A 20,915-nucleotide genomic window follows, 5' to 3' on the forward strand; every position below is an offset into this window, starting at 1 on the left:
AATATAATTTAAAAACCGTTAATATGAAAACTGTAAAAGTCTGGAGAGAAAAAGTAGTAATACCTACTTATGAAGTTGGAACACCAGAAAAATATCCTGTTTTTTTAGAAAAAAGAGTATATCAAGCAAGTAGTGGTGCTGTATATCCACATCCTGTAATCGAAAAAATTAGCGATACCAAAGTAGATAAGGAATGGAACGCGATTTATATAGAGAACGATTATATAAAAGTAATGATTTTACCAGAATTAGGTGGTAGAATTCAAATGGCGTATGATAAAGTTAGAGAACGTCACTTCGTATACTACAATCATGTAATTAAACCAGCTTTGGTTGGTTTAACAGGTCCTTGGATTTCTGGAGGAATCGAATTTAATTGGCCACAACATCATAGACCAAGTACTTATGACCCAACAGATTCTGTTATTGAAGAAAATGAAGATGGAAGTAAAACTATATGGGTTAGTGAGTTAGAAAGAATGTTTCGTACAAAAGGAATGGCTGGTTTTACATTACATCCAGACAAAGCATATATAGAAATTAAAGCGCAATTATATAACAGAACACCACATCCGCAGACTTTTTTATGGTGGGCAAATCCTGCCGTGGCAGTAAATGACCATTATCAATCTGTTTTTCCACCAGATGTAAATGCTGTTTTCGATCACGGAAAAAGAGATGTTTCTGAATTTCCGATTGCAAAAGGCGAATATTATAAAGTAGATTATTCTCCAGGAACAGATATTTCCAATTATAAGAATATTCCTGTACCTACAAGTTATATGGCAATTACATCTGAGTATGATTTTGTTGGGGGTTATGAAAATGACTCTAAAGGAGGTTTACTGCACATTGCAGACCATAATGTATCACCAGGAAAAAAACAATGGACTTGGGGGAATGGAGATTTTGGGAAAGCCTGGGATAGAAATTTAACAGATGAAGATGGTCCATATATTGAATTAATGTGTGGTGTTTATACTGATAATCAGCCAGATTTTACGTGGATGCATCCTTATGAAGAAAAAAGTTTCACACAATATTTTATGCCATATTACAATGTTGGTGTTGTAAAAAATGCTACGAAAGAAGCAATGGTAAATCTTGAAATTGTGGAGGGGAAAGCACGTGTAAAAGTACATGTAACCTCTACGTATAATGATGGTATTGTTTCTTTAAAAGGAAAAAACGGAGTTTTATTAGAAGAAGTTGTTCAGCTATCACCAAGAAATGGTTTTGAGCAATTAATAGAAATAAACGGCTCTAAATTTGAAGATTTAGAAGTTTCAGTTTCTGATAAATCTGGAAATGTATTGGTTTCCTGGACACCAGATAAAGATCTATCAACAGAAATACCTGATCCAGCAACTGCAGCAAAAGAACCTAGTGAAATTGACTCTGTAGAAGCGTTGTTTTTACAAGGTTTACATTTAGAGCAATACAGACATGCAACTTTTAATCCTATGGATTATTATGAAGAAGCGTTGAAAAGAGCACCAGGAGATATTCGTTGTAACAATGCAATGGGATTGTTGTATTTAAGAAAAGGGCAATTAGAAAAGGCGGTTTCTTATTTTGATACTGCCATTGCTTCGATGACAAAGCACAATCCAAATCCTTATGATGGTGAGGCTTATTTTAACAGAGGTTTGGCCTTAAATTTCCTTGGAAAAAAGAAAGAGGCTTATGCAAGTTTTTTTAAGTCTTGTTGGAATGCACAATGGCAAGATGCTGGGTATTTTAATTTAGCACAATTAGATACTTTTAAAGGAGATGTAACAAAAGCGTTAGATTTAATAGACAGAGCTTTAATTAAAAACTGGCACAATCACAAAGCAAGACACTTAAAAGTAATTATTCTAAGAAAATTAGGGAAATTAGCTGAAGCAACAAAATTAATTGATGATTCTTTAGCAATTGATAAATTCAACTTTGGTGTTTTATATGAACGTTATCTAATTTCAAATAAAGCAGAAGATTTACAAGCATTTAAAGAGATTATTAGAGGTTATGCACATAATTATAATGAGTTTTCTTTAGATTATGCAATGGCAGGTCAGTTTGATGATGCAATTTCTTTATTAAAAGTATTTACTAATGATAATGAAAATGTTTACCCAATGGTGCATTACTTTATGGGATGGTATTTTGATCAAAAAGGAGACGCAATACAAGCTTTAGAATGCTATAAAAAGGCAGCTACAATGTCTGAAGACTATTGTTTTCCGAACAAAATTGAAGAAGTTTTAGCATTGCAGGCAGCAGTAAAAGTTAATTCTAAAGATTGCAAAGCATTTTATTATTTAGGGAATTTTTGGTATGCAAACAGACAGTATACAGAAGCCCAAACTTGTTGGGAAACATCTGTAAAATTGAATGACGGTTTTGCAATAACACACAGAAATTTATCACTTTTATACTTTAATAAAACAGCCCAAAGAGAATTGGCAAGAACACATTTAGAGAAAGCATTTTCTTTAGACGATACGGATGCTCGTTTATTAATGGAATTAGATCAATTTTATAAAAAAATAAATGTTTCTGTTGATGAACGTTTGGCATTGTTAGAAAAACACATCGATTTAACAAACTCTAGAGACGATTTGTATTTAGAGCGAGTTGCATTGTATAATACAATAGGAAATTTCGAAAAATCGTCTGATTTAATGTCTAAAAGACAATTTCATCCTTGGGAAGGAGGAGAAGGAAAAGTTCCTTTTCAATACTTAACAAGTCAAGTAGAGTTAGCTAAAAAGCACATTAACTTAAATAATTTTGACAAAGCAATTACGTGTTTAGAACAAGCAAAAATATATCCTCATAATTTAGGAGAAGGTAAGTTAGATGGTACACAAGAAAACGATATCAATTACTGGTTAGGTTGTGCCTACCAAGGTTTGGGCGAACAAGAAAAAGCTACAAAATTCTTTGAATTAGCTTCAGAAGGTTTAAGTGATCCAAGTCCTGCAATATTTTACAATGACCAGCAACCAGATAAAATCTTTTATCAAGGTTTGGCATTGCAAAAATTAAATAGAAATGAGGAAGCAAATATTCGTTTCCAGAATTTAATTAATTATGGTAATGAACATATGAATGATGAGGTAAAGTTAGATTACTTTGCAATTTCTTTACCAGACTTGTTAATTTGGGAAGAAGATTTGAATGATATCAATAAAATACACTGTAATTATTTAATTGGTTTGGGTGAATTAGGTTTGAATAATCACGAAAAAGCAAGTGCAAGTTTTGGTAAAGTAAACCTAATGGATTTATATCATTTACCAGCATTTTTGCATTCTAAATTAGTCGCAGTATTGTAATATGATACTTAAATTATGAAATCATTTATAAAAATATCGTTATTAACAATTTTAGTAAGTATTAATAATTTGGCTTTTTCTCAACAGAAAAAGCCAAATATTGTAATAATTTATGTGGATGATTTGGGTTATGCAGATATTGGTGTAAATGGTGCAATTGGTGTAAAAACACCTTTTGTTGATGCATTAGCTAAAAATGGGTTAAACTTTACAGATGCCCATAGTTCTTCAGCGACTTGTACACCATCTCGATATTCTTTATTAACAGGAAGCTATGCTTTTAGAAATAATGCCGCAATTTTAGAAGGAGACGCCCCTTTAATTATTGATACAAAAAAAGAAACTCTACCAAAAATGCTACAAAAAGCTGGTTATAAAACAGGTGTTGTAGGTAAGTGGCATTTAGGCTTAGGAAATAGAAAAATAGATTGGAATAAGAGAGTAGATTTAGGTCCTAAAGAAGTAGGTTTTGACTATAGTTTTTTAATTCCTGCAACAGGAGATAGAGTTCCAACAGTATTTTTAGAAGATCAAAAAGTAGTTAATTTAGATCCTAATGATCCAATAACTGTGAGTTATGGAACAAGAATAGAAGGTTATCCTTGGGGATTTAAACATCCTGAATTGTTAAAGCAACATACTGATCCTTATCATTTAGGTGCAATTACAAACGGAATTAGTAGAATTGGCTATATGAAAGGTGGTAAAGATGCACTTTGGATAGACGAAACAATCCCTTTTGTATTATCAGAAAAAGCAACTGATTTTATTGATAAAGAAAAAGAGAATCCTTTTTTCCTATATTTTTCTTTGCACGACATTCATCAACCCAGAATTGCCAATATAAAATTTGTAGAAAGTAGTAAAATGGGACCAAGAGGTGATGTGATTGCACAAATGGATTGGTGTGTTGGAGAAATTACAAAAGCATTAAAAAAACAAAATTTATTAGAAAATACTTTAATTGTTTTTACTTCTGATAATGGACCAATTTTAGATGATGGTTATTTAGATTATGCAATCGAATTATTAGGCGATCATAAACCAGGAGGAAAATACAGAGGTGCAAAATATTCTGTTTACGAGGCAGGTACAAGAATGCCAACCATTGTACATTGGCCTGCAAAAGTTAAACCAGGTAAAAGTAATGCACTTTTATCTCAGGTAGATTTATATGCTTCTTTAGCTTGTTTATTAGATGTTAAAATTGATAAAAATGCAGCGCCAGATAGTGAAGATCATTTAGATGCTTGGTTAGGCAAATCTAAAAAAGGAAGAGATTTTATGTTAGAAGAAGCCTATACTTACGGACTTCGTTTTGGGAAATGGAAATACATACAACCAAAAGACAAGCCAATTCCTGGTTGGATTGCTAAAAAGTTTGTAGATCCTGGTTTTAGAAAAGAGGTTCAATTATTTGATTTAGAAAAAGATCCGTCAGAAGAAAATAATATTGCAAAAAATAATCCAAATATTGTGAAAAAAATGGAGGAAAAACTCCAAGAAATTTTAAAATAATGTTAGTAAACTATAAAATAGTTGTGCTTTTCTTGCTTTTAGGAGTTTGTAGTTTTTCTGCCCAAGAAAAGCCTAATATTTTATGGATTACTATTGAAGATACCTCACCTCAATTTATAGGTTGTTATGGCAATAAAAATGCTAACACACCAAACATTGATAAATTAGCAAAAGAAGGAATCCGTTTTACAAATGCATTTTCTACAGGCACCGTTTGTTCTGCAAGTAGATCTGCAATAATTACTGGTGTTCCTACCTATAAAACAGGCACAGGAAATCATAGAAGTACTCATGCTATTCCTAGTTTTATTAAAGGCTTTCCTTTCTTTTTAAAAGAAGAAGGTTATTATACTTCTAACAATCAAAAAACAGACTATAATATTGCCAACGCTGCAAATTTTACAGCAGATGCATGGAATGAAAGTTCTAATACAGCAAGCTGGTCTAAAAGAAGTAATACAGACCAACCCTTCTTTTCTGTTTTTAATTTTGCAGATTCTCATCAATCTAGAACAATGACAAACAGTTATCAGTGGTACAAAGATAATGTTTGGAATAATTTATCGCAAAGTGAAAGAATAGGTGATAATGAATTTGATATGCCTCCTTTTTATAAGGATTCACCTGCTATGAGAAAACAATTTGCAAGAGTTTACAATTCTATAAAATTAACAGATAATAAAGTTGGTGAATTGCTTCAAAAGTTAGAAGATGATAATTTGATTGAAAATACCATTCTCTTTTTTTATGCAGATCATGGAGAGGGTATGCCTAGAGGAAAAACGAATGGTATAAATCTTGGGTATCGAGTTCCTTTTATTGTTAAATTTCCTGAAAAATATCAACATTTATCTCCTTGGGGAGAGGCAGGATCAGTTTCAGATGAGCTAATTAGTTTTGAAGATTTAGCACCTACAATTATTAATCTTACTAATGGTAATGTACCAGATTATTTAAAAGGAAGAACATTAATTGGTACAAATAGATCAGAGGAGCGTAAACACCTTTTATTGTCTTCTGATAGAGCAGATAACGGACCAGATTTAGTAAGAACAATTACAGATGGTCGTTATGTGTATTCTAGAATTTTTATGCCATTTAGACCAGAAGTTCGTTATATAAATTATTTTGAAGTAGGAGATATTACTAAAGAAATGCGTACTGATTTTAAAAATAATAAATTAAATAAATTACAAAAATCACTTTTTGAAGATAGGCCTTTAGAAATGCTATACGATATTGAAAATGACCTTTGGGAAACTAATAATTTGGTTGATGATACTAATTATCAATCAATTTTAACAACAATGAGAACAAAGTTAGATCAAGATATTTTAGCGGCTAAAGACATACATTTTATGCCTGAATCTGAGATGAAGCAGATATCACGAACAACAACATCACTTTATGAATATAGAGAGTCATCTTCTAACTATCCTTTTGAAACAATATATAAAGTAGCTTCTTTATCAGGTAAAAAAGGAGAGGAAATTGCGAAACAACAATCAGAATTTTTAGAGAATACAAATCATATTGTTAGGTATTGGGCTGCTGTAGGTTTAATAAGTCAAAATAGTAATATTGTAGAATTACACAAAGCAGCATTAGTAAAAAGACTAAATGATTTTTATCCACCAACTAAAATTACAGCTGCCGCAGTTCTTTTCGAAAAATTTTCAGATGAAAATTCAAAAAACATATTAAAATCTAATATTGAGAATTTTAGCTACTACAGAACGTTAATGACAATTAACTATCTTATATATATTAAAAATAAAACCCCTTTTATTCAAGTTGTAGAAAACCTGTTAAATACAAATAATTTAAATGGCACTATAAAAGGTGCGTGTTTAGATTTCTTGTCAAGTGTAGAAAATGATATTTCGTTATCAATATCAGAATTTACTAAAGAAAACTTTAAAATATTTCCACTTCCATTTTCTATATCTACTAATTTTCAATTTCCTAGGAAATTAGCTAATGGAAACTTAACTATTTACAATGCTGCAGGTGTTGAAGTAAAAAAATATCAAAAAATTAATACCAAACAATTAAATATAACTAAAGGTAATTTAAAAAGCGGCGTTTATTTTTATTCTCTAAAAGAAAATGGTGGGAAATTGGCTGTAGGTAAATTTATCATCAATTAAAAGCTTACTTTAAATAAGTTGTTAATATTAAAAGTAAATAATTTTGAAAAAAAATAGAATACTTATTATTTTACTATTGTTGATAGTTAATAGTTTTTCTGCCCAAGAAAAGCCTAATATTCTATGGATTACAATTGAAGATACTTCGCCCCAATTTATTGGTTGTTATGGTAATAAAAATGCAAGTACACCAAATATTGATAAATTAGCAAAAGAAGGAATCCGTTTTACAAATGCATTTTCTACAGGAACGGTTTGTTCACCAAGTAGGTCTGCAATCATTACAGGAATTCCAACCTATAAAATGGGTACAGGAAATCATAGAAGTAATTATTCGATTCCTAAATTTATCAAAGGATTTCCGTTTTTCTTGAAACAAGAAGGATATTATACCTCTAATAATGTAAAAACGGACTATAACATTGCTAATGAAAAGGCTTTTATAAAGGAAGCTTGGCACGAAAGTTCTAACACAGCAAGTTGGTCTGGTAAAAAAGAAAATCAACCTTTTTTCTCGGTTTTTAATTATGCAGCATCGCATCAATCTAGAACTATGTCTATGCCTTTTGATTGGTATAAAAAATATGTTTGGGATTATTTATCTGAAAAAGATAGAATTGCAGACAATGCTTTTGAAATACCTCCTTTTTACAAAGATTCTCCTGAAATGAGAAAGCAATTTGCTAGAGTATACAATTCTATTAAATTAACAGATAATAGGATTGGTAAATTACTAAAGAAATTAGAAGATGATGGCTTAGCAGAAAATACCATTATTTTCTTTTATGCAGATCATGGAGAAGGAATGCCTAGAGGTAAAACAAACGGAATTAATTATGGTTATAGAGTGCCATTTATTATAAAATTTCCAGAAAAGTATAAACATCTATCTCCTTGGGGAAAAGCAGGTAGCATAAGTTCTCAATTGGTAAGTTTTGAAGATTTAGCACCAACTATTTTAGCATTGGCAAATGTAGAAAAACCATCTTATTTAAAAGGCAGCACTTTAATTGGAGAAAATAGAAGTAAAGAAAAAAAATATTTGTTACTTTCAACAGATAGAGCAGATAATGGACCAGATTTGGTAAGAACAATTACAGATGGCAGGTTTGTGTATTCTAGAAATTTTATGCCTTTTATGCCACAATTGCGATATATAAATTATTTAGAAATCGGAGAAATTACCCAACAAATGCGTTTAGATTTTAAAAATAATCAATTAAACGAATTGCAAAAATCTGTTTTTAATCCAAGAGCAATAGAAGTTTTATATGATATTGAAAATGACCTTTGGGAAACAAAAAATTTAGTAGATGAACCTGCATATAAAAAAGTGTTGGTAAAAATGAGAAAACAACTTTGTGAAGAGGTTTTAAAAGCAAAAGACATTCATTTTGCACCAGAATATGAAATCGGTTTATTATCTAAAACCACAACAGCTTATGGCTATAGGCAAAGCAAAGAAAATTATCCTTTTAAGGCTATTTTTAATATGGCTTTGTTATCAGGAAAAACAGACTCTAAAACGATAAAAATACAACTGAAAGAATTAGATAACGATAATAAATTTATTAGATACTGGGCAATTATTGGCTTAATGAGTCAGAATGATGAAATAATTAAAAAACATAGAAGTGATTTAATTAAAGTATTAGAAGATGCTTATCCGCCTATAAAAATAACAGCAGCAGCCATTCTATATAATTGCTTTAATGATAAAAAATCGGCAACTATTTTAAATGGATTTGCCAAAAGTAAAAATATTGATTTGGCACTAATGACTATAAATTATCTATTGTATATAGATGTTAAAACGCCTTTTGTAGCAACCATTAAAGAAGCAAAAGAAATAGCTAGTTATCCATATAAAGTAAAAGCAGCTTGTGATGATTTTTTAAAAATTTTAGAAAATCAGTAAAATCAATAAAATTTAAGAAGGACAGATATGAAATCAATAAAATACAACTTTAAGTTACTATATATACTATTATTTTTTATGTGCTTTAAAAATGTAAAAGCACAAACTAATATTACAATAGATCCAGAAATAGAACATCAAACTATAGAAGGTTGGGGTGTGTCTTTAGCTTGGTGGGCTAATTTGGTTGGTGGTTTTTCTCAAGATGCCATAGATGAAATTGCAGGTTATGCTGTAAACGATTTGAATTTTAATGTTTTTAGATTTAATATTTCTGGAGGTGAAAACCCAAATTGTACAGAAGGAGATCATTTTAGAAAAGATGGTGCTTTAATACCAAATTATAGAAGTCCCCAAAATGATAATCAAGGTTGGGGAACAGCAGATATCACGAAAGATTTTCGTCAAATAAGTGTAATGAATAAGATTGCCGAGTTAAGAGCACCAAAAGGAGATATTATTACAGAAATGATTTCTTATTCGCCACCATGGTGGATGACACATGGAGAATGTTCTGCAGGAAATGTTGAAGCTACTGATGAAAACTTAAAACCAGAGTTTAGAGATGATTTTGCAGATTATTTAGCGTCAGTATCTAAAGAATTAAGTACAGCTTATCCTTCGTGGAATATTAGTTATATAGTGCCTTTTAACGAACCAACTTCTGGTTTTTGGAGAAAAGGAGGAAATCAAGAAGGTTCTGCAATATATCCTCAAACTCAGGCAGAAATATTATTTAGGCTTAATCAACGTCTTATTGCTCTTGATATTCCACAGATAAAAATGTCAGGTTCAGACAACTCAAAAGTACCTTGGTCACTTACGAATATGAGAACAATGAATAACAATAATCCTTTTCAGTACAATAGCCTTGCAAAAATAACAACACATAGTTATGGAGGATCTTGGCAAGAAAAGGCTGCTTTAGCCAATTATGCTAAAACAAACGGAAACAAACCTGTTTGGCAAACAGAAACAGGTCCTTTAGGTTGGGTAAGAGATGGCAGAAGTTTTTTTGCTAGACATTATGATATTGCCTACAGATTGGTAGAAGATTTAAGAAATTTAAAAGCTACGGTTTGGTGCGATTGGCAGCTAATGTCTAGAGACGATGGTTGGGGGATGCTACATCAAACCAATTGGGATGAAAACATACAGTTTCAAGAACCTGTATTAAATAAAACTAGAGGATTTTATTGTCGTAAAAATGTAACAAATTTTATAAAAGTTGGTTATAAAATTATACAATCTAACGACCACAATACTATTTCAGCTATCAGTCCAGATAATAGCGAAGCAGTATTGGTAATTGTAAATAGTTCAGAACAATTGAAAGAATATACTATAGATTTGAGTAACTTTTCTTTTGTTAATAGTTACAAAGCTTTTAGAACATCGGGTTTATCTAATAATGGAGAAAATACAGTAGAAAATACAATTCCTAATATTAATCTTAAAGGGCAATTAACAGGAAAATCTATAAGATATAACGCACCAGCTTATTCTGTAAGCACTTTTGTTGTAGATATTTCTAACCCTTTATCTACTTCAGCATTTCGTAAAGAAGATTTTAAAATGTATCCAATACCATTTTCTATAGAAAGTACTTTTAGTTTTCCACGAAAGTTAGTTGATGGAAATTTAGTAATTTATAATACTTTAGGGATGAAGGTTAAGGAGTATAAAAATATTAATAATAAACAGGTTATAATCAACAGAGAAAATCTAGATAACGGAATTTATTTTTATAAGTTAAAAGAAAATAGAAACACGTTAACATCAGGAAAACTAGTCATCAAATAAATAAGAACAATATAAAATACCATTTATGAAATCAATACGTTCAATTTTTACCATTTTTACAATACTTGTTGTTTTTTCTAATTGCACAAAAAAAGTAGATAAAATTTCTTTAGCAGGAAATTGGCAAGTAAAGTTAGACTCTACAGATATTGGAGCTAATGAAAACTGGGCTTCTTCTGCATTTAAAGGACAAAATATAAATTTACCAGGAACGTTAGACGATGCAAAAATAGGAATAGCTAGTACTTTAAAACCAGCTATGAATAATTATGTATTATCTAACTTAACCAGAAAACACCAATATATTGGTAAAGCTTGGTATCAAAAAGAAATAGAAATTCCAAGTTCTTGGGCTAAAGAAAATATTACATTAAGTTTAGAAAGAATTATTTGGGAATCTACTGTTTTTGTTAATGGAAAATTAATTGGAAAAAATAATAGCTTGGTTGCTACGCACGATTTTGATTTAACAAACGCACTTAAAGTAGGTAAAAATTTAATCACTATTATTATTGATAATGGTAATAAGTTTCCTTTTATAAATGTTGCAGGAACAAGATATCCTGACAAGGTAAATCAAGATATGGCACATGCTTATACCAATCATACACAAATAAAATGGAATGGTATTTTGGGAGATATTCTTTTAAAATCGACACCTAAAAATAGTCCAAAAGACTTACAAATATATCCAATTCATGAATCAGATAAAATAAAAATTACTTTTAAACAACCAAATTTTACAGCAGTCAAAGTAGCGTGTATTATTAAGTCAAAAGAAGGGAAAGAGGTTTTTAATGAAGATGTTACGATTGTAAAAGGTGAAAACAATTTGGTAAATCTTGAAATAGAAAGACCAAAAAACCTTGAACTTTGGGATGAGTTCCATCCAAATTTGTATGATGTTACAATAGCAACAAAAACAGGAGAAATTACAGAAAGGTTTGGTTATAAATTTGTTGGAAATAATAATGGAGATTTAACTTTAAATGACAAGCGAATCTTTTTAAGAGGTAATTTAGAATGTGTTATTTTTCCTTTAACAGGATATCCACCTACTAAAAAAGAAGATTGGGCTAAATTAATTACCCAAGCAAAAGCGTATGGATTAAATCATTTACGTTTTCATTCTTGGTGTCCACCAAAAGCAGCATTTGAAGCAGCAGATGAAGCAGGTTTTTATTATCAAGTAGAATTGCCACATTGGAGTTTAAAGGTTGGTGAAGACGCAAATACAACAGCGTTTTTAAGACAAGAAGCACAAAGAATGTTAACAGATTATGGAAACCATCCTTCATTTATTTTTATGGCTTTGGGTAACGAATTGCAGGGAGATATTAGTGTTTTAAATGATATGGTAGCAGAATTAAAACCACAAGATAACAGACACTTATATGCAACTACAGCATTTTCATTTCAAAGACCAACAGGTACAAGACCAGAACAAGAAGATGAGTTTTTTATAGCACAATGGACCAAAAAAGGATGGATTCGTGGACAAGGCGTTTTTAATGCAAAGCCGCCACATTTTAATGCAGATTTTACTTCTGGTGCAGCACATATAAAAATACCTTTAGTAACTCATGAGATTGGTCAGTATTCTGTATATCCAGATATGAGTGAGATTAAAAAATATACAGGTGTTTTAGATCCTTTAAATTTTAAAGCGATTAAAATAGAACTAGAAAACAAAGGTTTGATAGATTTAGCACCAGATTTTACCTATAACTCTGGTAAATTAGCAGCGTTATTATACAAAGAAGAAATAGAGAGAGCATTAAAAACACCAAGTTTTGATGGTTTTCAACTATTACAACTACAAGATTTCCCTGGTCAAGGAACTGCATTGGTTGGTTTATTAAACGCTTTTTGGGAATCTAAGGGAGTAATTTCTGCAGAAGAATTTAGTCAATTTAATAGTGAGTTAGTCCCATTAATTCGTTTTGAAAAAGCAGTGTATGAATCAGGAGAGAATTTTAAAGCAATTGTTGAAATTGCTAACTTTTTTGAAGAAAAAACAAACCAAACTATAGATTGGTCAATTACAAATTCATCAGGAGAAGTTGTTAATGAAGGTTCATTAACAAATATAAATTTATCAATTGGTAACAATATAAATTTAGGGAATATAGACTATCCAATAAACGTTACAAAAGCTGAAAAGTTACATGTAATCGTTAGTTTAAAAGGAACAAAATATACCAATAATTGGAATGTTTGGGTGTATCCAAAAGAAGTAAAAACAACGGCAGAAGACATATTAATTACCTCTTCATTTAAAGCTGCAGAAGTTGCCTTAAAACAAGGTAAAAACGTGTTGTTAAACCCAAATTACAAAGCTTTAAAAGGAACAGAAGGTAGATTTGTACCCGTTTTTTGGAGTCCAGTACATTTTCCAAACCAACCTGCAACAATGGGTTTAATGGTAGATGATAAAAATTCTGCTTTTAATAGTTTTCCTACAGATACACATACAGATTGGCAATGGTGGGATTTATGTATCAAATCTAAATCTGTTATTATAGACTCGTTAGAAGTTACACCAATTGTACGTGTTATCGATAATTTTGTTACAAATCATCATTTGGCAAATCTATTTGAAGCAAATGTTGGTAAAGGCAAGTTGGTGTTTTCTGCAATAGATTTAACATCTAATCTTAAAGAAAGACCAACTGCAAGACAATTACGACACAGTTTATTAAACTATATGCAAAGTGACGCTTTTACACCTTCTAAAAGTATTGAGTTTAAAGATTTAAATGTGCTTAAAAAAGAAGGTGGAAGTGATGAAAAATTTGATTTTTTAAAAATGGATATTGGGTATTAAGATACTTTTTTTAAAAACTTAGAATAAAGTTTTAAAAAGAAATGTTCATACTCATTATACATATGTTTTAAATTTAGTGTTTTATTATCTATGTATTAAAGATTTAAGCCTATGTTTCTAAGGCTTTAATTTTTTATTTTTATTTTAATATAAAGTGTTCTAAAAAATATTTTTATTTAAAATGATATTTAAAACTTTTACAACCATAACAAAGTTGATTTAAAATATAATGAAAAAAAAATTCCAAATATTACTTTTAATGCTGTTGGTTGTTTCTTGCAAAGAAAGTAATAACAAAAAACCAATTTATACAGCTGAAAAATGGGAGAATCCTGAATGGGAAAACCCAGAAATTTTTCAGATAAACAGAGAAGAACCAAGAGCAACTTTTTATAATTACACCAATCAGAAAGATGCTTTAAGCAATTCTAGTTGGGAAAATTCTGCTAATTATAAATCTTTAAACGGAAGTTGGAACTTTTATTATGCTGACAGCGTTCAAGCAAGACCTGTTAATTTTTATAAAAACGATTTTAGCTTAAAAGGTTGGAGTCAAATTGAAGTTCCATCAAATTGGGAAATGAAAGGATTTGGACTTCCTATTTATGTGAATGCAGGTTATGTTTTTCCTAAAAACCCACCTTTTATAAAGCACAATATTAACAACGTAGGTAGTTATAAAAGAAGCATCAATATTTCTAAAGATTGGGCTCATAAAGAAATCTTTTTGCATTTTGCGGGCGTAAGTGGTGCTATGTATGTTTATGTAAATGGAGAAAAAGTAGGTTATAATGAAGGTAGTAAAACAGCTGCAGAATTTAATATTACAAAATTTGTAAAAACTGGAGAGAATCAAATTGCTGTACAAGTTTTACGTTGGTCTGATGCCAGTTATATGGAAGATCAAGATTTTTGGAGATTGAGTGGTATTGAAAGAGACGTGTATTTAAGAGCAGAAAACAAATTCCATATTAAAGATATTAGATTAAATGGAGATTTGTTGTCAGATTATACCCAAGGGTTATTCAATTTAGATATTGAATTTAATAATTTTTCTAAAAAAGAGGAGTCTGCAGAGGTTCAAATTGTAATTTTTGATGGAGATAAAGTAGTTAAAAAATATTCAAAAAAGTTTAATATAGCATCAGAAGGCTCATCAGGAATAGGTTTTAGTGAAACAATACCAAACGTAAAACATTGGACTGCAGAAACTCCAAATTTGTACAATACATTAATAACTTTAAAAGATACCAATAACAATATTTTACAATCAACAGCCTTAAAAGTTGGTTTTAGGAATATTAAAATAGAAAATAATCAATTTTTAATTAATGGAAAACCGGTTTTAATTAAAGGGGTAAATTTACATGATCATGATGAATCTGAAGGACATGTTGTAAGTAAAGAATTGACGATAAAAGATTTAAAAATAATGAAAGAAAACAACGTAAATGCTATACGTTGTAGCCATTATCCAAAAAATCCTTTTTTTTATGATTTGTGTGATCAATATGGTTTTTATGTAATTGATGAAGCAAATATAGAAAGCCATGGAATGGGAACTACCAACCAAGGTTTAGATAATGATGAAAAGAAAAAAAGTGTACATCCAGCATATTTACCTCAATGGAAAGCAATGCATTTAGATAGAACTGTTAGAATGTTTCAAAGAGATAAAAATCATCCATCAATTGTAACTTGGTCTTTGGGTAATGAAGCAGGAAATGGAGATAATTTTTACGCTACTTATAAATGGCTAAAAGATCATGATGTAACAAGACCAACTCAGTATGAAGGTGCTACAGGTTATCAAAACACAGATATACAAGCACCAATGTATATGCTAATTCATGATATGGTTAAGTATGCTAAGAATAATCCCAAAAGACCATTAATACAATGTGAGTATTCTCATGCAATGGGTAATAGTTTAGGTAATTTTAAAGATTATTGGAATGCATTTAGAAAATATGATGTTTTACAAGGTGGTTTTATTTGGGATTGGGTAGATCAAGGTTTGGTGGGAACATCAGAAAATGGAGAGAAATATTGGGGTTATGGAGGCGATTTTGGAGCAGAAAATATTAAAAATGATGGTAATTTTTGTTTAAACGGTGTTGTAAATCCTGATAGAACTGCACATCCTGCTTTAGAAGAGCTAAAGAAAGTATATCAAAATATACATTTTAAAAATGTTGATTTTAAAACAGGTAAAGTGAATATTTATAATGAGTTTTTCTTTAGAAATTTAAATGAGTTTAATTACACTTGGAAACTCTTTAAAAACGGAAACGAAATAAAAAATGGAACTGTAAATAGTATTGATATAGCTCCAGGTGAGACAAAAACAATTAGATTAAAGTTACCAAAAGTAGATCTGCATAGTGGAGAATTTGCATTGCAATTGTATGCACAAACAAATACTAAATCTCCTTTAGTTGATAAAGGGTTCACCGTTGCCAAAGAAGAATTTATAGCAGGAAGTTATATACCCATATTCTTACGAAACACAAAAGACCCAATATCAGTATCAAAAAAAGATACGAATTTAATATTAAAATCAACTAATTTCGAAGCTACTTTTAATACAACTTCTGGTAAATTAGAAGCTTTAAATTATGGTAATGGTAATATTTTAGTACAAGGAATGCAACCTAATTTTTGGAGAGCCACAACAGATAATGATTTTGGTTTTAAAATGCCAAAACATTTTGGTGACTGGAGAGCTGCAACAGAAAATCAACAATTAATTTCACTTTCATTTAAAGATGGAGAAAAATTTTTAGAGATATCAAATATAGGAGCATCTAAAAAAATAAATAGAAAATCTGCCTATTTAAAAGCTATTTATCAATTGCCAAACGATGTAGCTAAAATTCAAATAGACTATAAGATAGATGCTTCAGGTCAGATCACCATTACTAATTCTCTAAAAGATGTTCAAAAAGACTTGCCAAATATTCCTCGATTTGGTAATAATTTTATTATTAATAATAGTTACAATCAAGTTAATTGGTATGGAAGAGGTCCTCAAGAAAATTATCAAGATAGAAATTCTGCAGCATTTATAGAGATGTATAAAGCGAGTGTAGAAGATTTATATTTTTCATACATACGTCCACAAGAAAATGGGTATAAAACAGATGTTCGTTGGGTAACTTTTACAAATACCTCTGGAAACGGAATTAAAGTTTTAGGACCAAAAGCCATCAATTTTAGTGCACATCATCAGTACAATTCAGATTTTGATGCTGGTAAAGAAAAACAACAAAGGCACACAACAGATATTAAAAAAAGAAATTTTGTAAACATCAATATAGATAATAAACAAATGGGTGTTGGGGGAGATACAAGTTGGTGGGCTAGACCCCTTAAAAAATATCAAATAAAAGCAGAAAACATGAGTTATTCTTACAGTATAATTCCTGTTAAAAATTAAGATTTTTTTAGAAATCAAATCATATTACCAAAATTTAATTATTATGAATTCAAATACTTTTTTAAATCAAATGATATCCACAAAAAAAATATGTTTTCTGTTTTTGGTGATAAGTTTACTTTCTATAAACATCCTTTTTTCTCAAGGAATGGTTGATGTAGAAACACCTGTTTCAACAAAGCCAGATGGAATCGATTTATATGGAGACTGGAAAATGACTTTTAGCGACGAATTTAATGATACTGAAATAGATGGTTCTAAATGGTGGGTTTTAAATAGTGCTAAATCTAGAAATCCAAGGCCAGGTTTAGGAATTACCCAATGGTTTTGGAGACCTCAAAACACATGGGAAGTTGATGGGAATCTTGTTTTAAGGGTTCAGAAATTCAATGCAACTACAATGACTTGTGGTTCTGTAAATTCTAATAATAGATTTGAAAAAGCATTTGGATACTACGAAACTAGAATTAAAATTGCTCAAGCAGATAAAGGTACACACACAGCATTTTGGTTTCAGGGTGATAATATGTTTAATATAGATGGCACAGGTAGAGATGGAGCAGAAGTTGATGTTTTCGAATCTGCGTGGACAGGAGATTACACAAAATCGGTAATACATATTGATGGATATGGGGATGATCATCAATCCAATACAGTAAGATATGAAACACCAGGCCTTCATCAGGGATATCACACTTTTGGTTTGTTATGGACACCAGATGCATTAAAAATATATTATGATGGTGAGTTAAAGGTTACTTATTCAGATCCAAAATGGATTCCTCAAGTACCACAATATATTTGGCTTTCAGATGGAGCAAGTTTTGGTTTTTCTGGAGATAATTTTACAAGAGAACCAATTGGTACATTAACACATGCTTATGTAGATTATGTTAGAGTTTGGGAATTAGAAGACTATTCTTGTATAAATCCTAAAAAAGAATTAGAATTAGCAGAGTTTTCAACCGAAAATGGTTCAGTTAGTGTGTCTAATAATTCTCAAGCTTCAGAAGGAAAATTTTTAAGATTACAAGCAGATGAAATTGGAGATGAAATTATATTAAATAATATTTGTCACCCTGCAGATGGTTATTATAAATATGATTTATCTACTTTTTCTTTTAGTGCTTTTGGACAATATCAAGCAGCTATAGAAATTACTGAAGGTGTTTGGCATAAATTTGAGCAAGTTTTAGATTTTTACGGAGAATCAACAGAACAAAAAACACTTAACTTTGGTGCTATATATTTAGAAGCTGGTAATTATAATATGAAATTTACTGCTGTTGGTAAAAATGATAATTCGATTGGTTTTTCTGCAATTTTTGATGCACTCGAAGTTAATTACAATTCTAATTTTGACATTTCTTTTTTAGGTTTAGAAAATATAGATTCTGAAGTTGTCTGGAGTAGTGAAGCAGAAAATGGACAGTATACTGGTGCAAATGCATTACAAAATTGTAATAATGCTTCTGGGGGTCAATATATAAACTTAAATCCAATACCAAATAAGACTTTAAGGTTTAATAATGTAAATGTTCCTGAGGCAGGTGATTATGTTTTAAATATAGATTATATGTCTGCAGACAATAGAAATGCTAGAATAACAGTAAATGGAGATCTTTTGTTTAATGGTGTTTTTAATACATCTGGTAATTGGTGTAATGATGGTGGGCAAACATCTAAAAAAGAATTTACTGTAAGATTAAATGCAGGTGTAAACACAATAACATTATATAACGGCTCTGGAAATACACCAATATTTGATAAAATTGCTATTTCACAAAATCTTTCAGACAAAGATAAAGATGGAGTACCTAATAATTATGATATAGATGATGATAATGATACTATTGTAGATTTAGTAGATAATTGTAAAAACACATCAAATACGGATCAAAAAGATACTGATAATGATGGGATTGGTGATGCTTGTAATGGGAATGCTTTAAACTTAAATAATTTTAACTTAGAAAATAAATTGACTATCTACCCTAATCCAACAAATGGTAAGATAACAGTTAAAATTAACAATTTTTCAAATAATCTAAACCTTCAAATATTTGATGTAAGAGGTAAAAAAATATTAACAAATATTTTAAAACAAGAAACATCATCAATTATTTTACCTACTGGATTAGTTAAAGGAATTTATATTCTAAAATTCAATTCAGAAAACACTGTGTTTTGGAAAAAAATAATTTTAAATTAACAGAGGAATTCTACCTCTTTTATTCATCAACTGTTAAAGATAGTTATATTTTAAAGTGAAATAATTGAATCCCATAATATGAATTTAAAAAACAGCCTAACATTTATAATTGTATTTTTTTTATTGATAAGTTGTAAATTAAATTCAGATAATGCCAAGTTTAAGACTACTAATTCTACAAAAAATAACAAACCTAATATTATTGTAATTTTAATAGACGATGCAGGTTATGTAGATTTTGGTTTTATGGGAAGTGAAGATTTACAAACTCCAAATATTGATAAATTAGCAAAAAGCGGTGTTGTTTTTACAGATGCTCATGTTAGTGCAACGGTTTGTGCACCTTCTAGAGCGGGTTTAATAACAGGTATATATCAACAACGTTTTGGTTTCGAAGCAAATGGAACAGGAGGTATTGGTTTAAGTGATGATATTACAACAATAGCAGATGTGTTTAAAGAAAATGATTACAACACCTATGCTATAGGAAAATGGCACTTAGGAGAAGATGTTTCTGATCATCCTAACCAAAGAGGTTTCGATAATTTTTATGGGTTTATTAATGGGAGTAGATCTTATTTTCCAATCCAAAACCCTTCTAAAAACCAAATGTTACAAAATAATGGAGAACGTGTTGTTTTTGATGGGTATATGACAGATGTGTTAGGCAATCAGTCAGTAAAATATATTGAAGCCTCTAAAGATAAACCATTTTTTATGTATTTAGCCTACAATGCTGTTCATACCCCAATGCATGCAAAAAAAGAACATTTAGAAAAGTTTAAAAATCATCCAAGAAAAGAGTTGGCGGCTATGACATGGTCTTTAGATGAAAATATAGGTAAATTAATAAATAAATTAGAATCTTTAGGCATTAGAGATAATACTTTAATTTACTTTTTAAGTGATAATGGTGGAGCGCATAATAATCAATCAAAAACAGGAGTATTAAAAGGTTGGAAAGGTAATAAATTTGAAGGTGGACATCGTGTTCCTTTTATTATGAGTTGGCCTAATAAATTGAATAATAATAAAGTATTTAGTGGACTAACTTCATCCTTAGATATTTTTGCAACCTCAATAGCTGCAGCTAATATTTATAAAGATAATTTAGAGTTAGATGGTGTAAATTTAATTCCTTACTTAATGGATAAAAAACATGGCAATCCTCATAAAAACTTATTTTGGAAAAAGTTAGACATTTCAGCAGCTAGGATAGGAGACTATAAATTGATAACTTTAGAAAAACAAGGCTCAGTTTTGTATAATTTAAAAGAAGATTTAAGAGAAACAAAAAATATAATATATTTAGAAAACTCTGTCTCAGAAAACATACAAATTACTTATAATAAATGGGAGCATTCTTTAATGAAACCATTATGGGGTGAGGGAAAAAGTTGGGAAAGTGTTACTAGGCACATTCATAAAAGATTAATGCAAAATAAAGAAGCAGATTATAAAGATATTTGGAGTCCTGCTTTTAAGAAAATAGATTCTAAAAAATAATTTCTTAGGTTTTAAACTATTATTTTAGTTACTTTCTAATAGTGTGTTAGTTTCAATAACGCATAATTGATTAGATTTTTAGTTAGGCACTTTCAGAAGTAAATAAACACTTGTTTATCAATTAAATAAGTTGTATTTTAGATAGGCACTTTCAGAAGTAAATAAACACTTGTTTATCAATTAAATAAGTTGTATTTTAGATAAAATCAAACCCCGAAA

The 20,915-nt window shown here is 29.9% G+C and carries 9 protein-coding genes; all 9 read left to right on the forward strand.

All coding sequences use genetic code 11. The features are described 5' to 3' along the window. Positions 1 to 23 precede the first annotated feature (23 nt). The 9 genes from Q0731_RS12405 to Q0731_RS12445 all read left to right on the forward strand — a co-directional run bounded on the left by Q0731_RS12405 (position 24) and on the right by Q0731_RS12445 (position 20,696). Positions 24 to 3,323, forward strand: coding sequence for a DUF5107 domain-containing protein (locus tag Q0731_RS12405; protein WP_299064570.1), 3,300 nt, complete (start codon positions 24 to 26; stop codon positions 3,321 to 3,323). Positions 3,324 to 3,338: 15 nt separating this feature from the next. Next, on the forward strand, positions 3,339 to 4,841 hold the full coding sequence (locus tag Q0731_RS12410; RefSeq protein ID WP_299064572.1) for a sulfatase-like hydrolase/transferase: 1,503 nt from the start codon (positions 3,339 to 3,341) through the stop codon (positions 4,839 to 4,841). Then, positions 4,841 to 6,991, forward strand: coding sequence for a sulfatase-like hydrolase/transferase (locus Q0731_RS12415; protein ID WP_299064574.1), 2,151 nt, complete (start codon positions 4,841 to 4,843; stop codon positions 6,989 to 6,991). Before Q0731_RS12410 ends, Q0731_RS12415 begins: the two co-directional genes overlap by 1 nt. Before the next feature lie 43 nt (positions 6,992 to 7,034). Continuing rightward, positions 7,035 to 8,909, forward strand: a complete 1,875-nt coding sequence (locus tag Q0731_RS12420; RefSeq protein ID WP_299064576.1) for a sulfatase — start codon at positions 7,035 to 7,037, stop codon at positions 8,907 to 8,909. Between the two features lie 27 nt (positions 8,910 to 8,936). After that, positions 8,937 to 10,712, forward strand: a complete 1,776-nt coding sequence (locus tag Q0731_RS12425; protein WP_299064578.1) for a glycoside hydrolase — start codon at positions 8,937 to 8,939, stop codon at positions 10,710 to 10,712. 25 nt (positions 10,713 to 10,737) lie between these two features. Beyond that, positions 10,738 to 13,539 (forward strand): sugar-binding domain-containing protein, encoded by a 2,802-nt coding sequence (locus tag Q0731_RS12430; RefSeq protein WP_299064580.1) that lies wholly within the window; start codon positions 10,738 to 10,740, stop codon positions 13,537 to 13,539. A gap of 229 nt (positions 13,540 to 13,768) precedes the next feature. Further along, the gene (locus Q0731_RS12435; RefSeq protein ID WP_299064582.1) at positions 13,769 to 16,978 is read left to right on the forward strand and encodes a glycoside hydrolase family 2 TIM barrel-domain containing protein; all 3,210 of its coding nucleotides are present in this window, start codon (positions 13,769 to 13,771) and stop codon (positions 16,976 to 16,978) included. 43 nt (positions 16,979 to 17,021) lie between these two features. Next, positions 17,022 to 19,190 carry a family 16 glycosylhydrolase gene (locus Q0731_RS12440; RefSeq protein WP_299064583.1) on the forward strand — a complete coding sequence of 723 codons (2,169 nt, stop codon included), beginning with the start codon at positions 17,022 to 17,024 and terminating at the stop codon, positions 19,188 to 19,190. A 78-nt stretch (positions 19,191 to 19,268) separates the two neighbouring features. Further along, complete coding sequence (locus Q0731_RS12445) at positions 19,269 to 20,696, forward strand: sulfatase-like hydrolase/transferase (protein ID WP_299064584.1); 1,428 nt, start codon at positions 19,269 to 19,271, stop codon at positions 20,694 to 20,696. The last annotated feature ends 219 nt before the right edge of the window (positions 20,697 to 20,915 follow it).

Origin of the sequence: uncultured Polaribacter sp. (assembly GCF_947497695.1) — a bacterium.
In the GTDB taxonomy this organism is placed as follows: Bacteria; Bacteroidota; Bacteroidia; order Flavobacteriales; family Flavobacteriaceae; genus Polaribacter.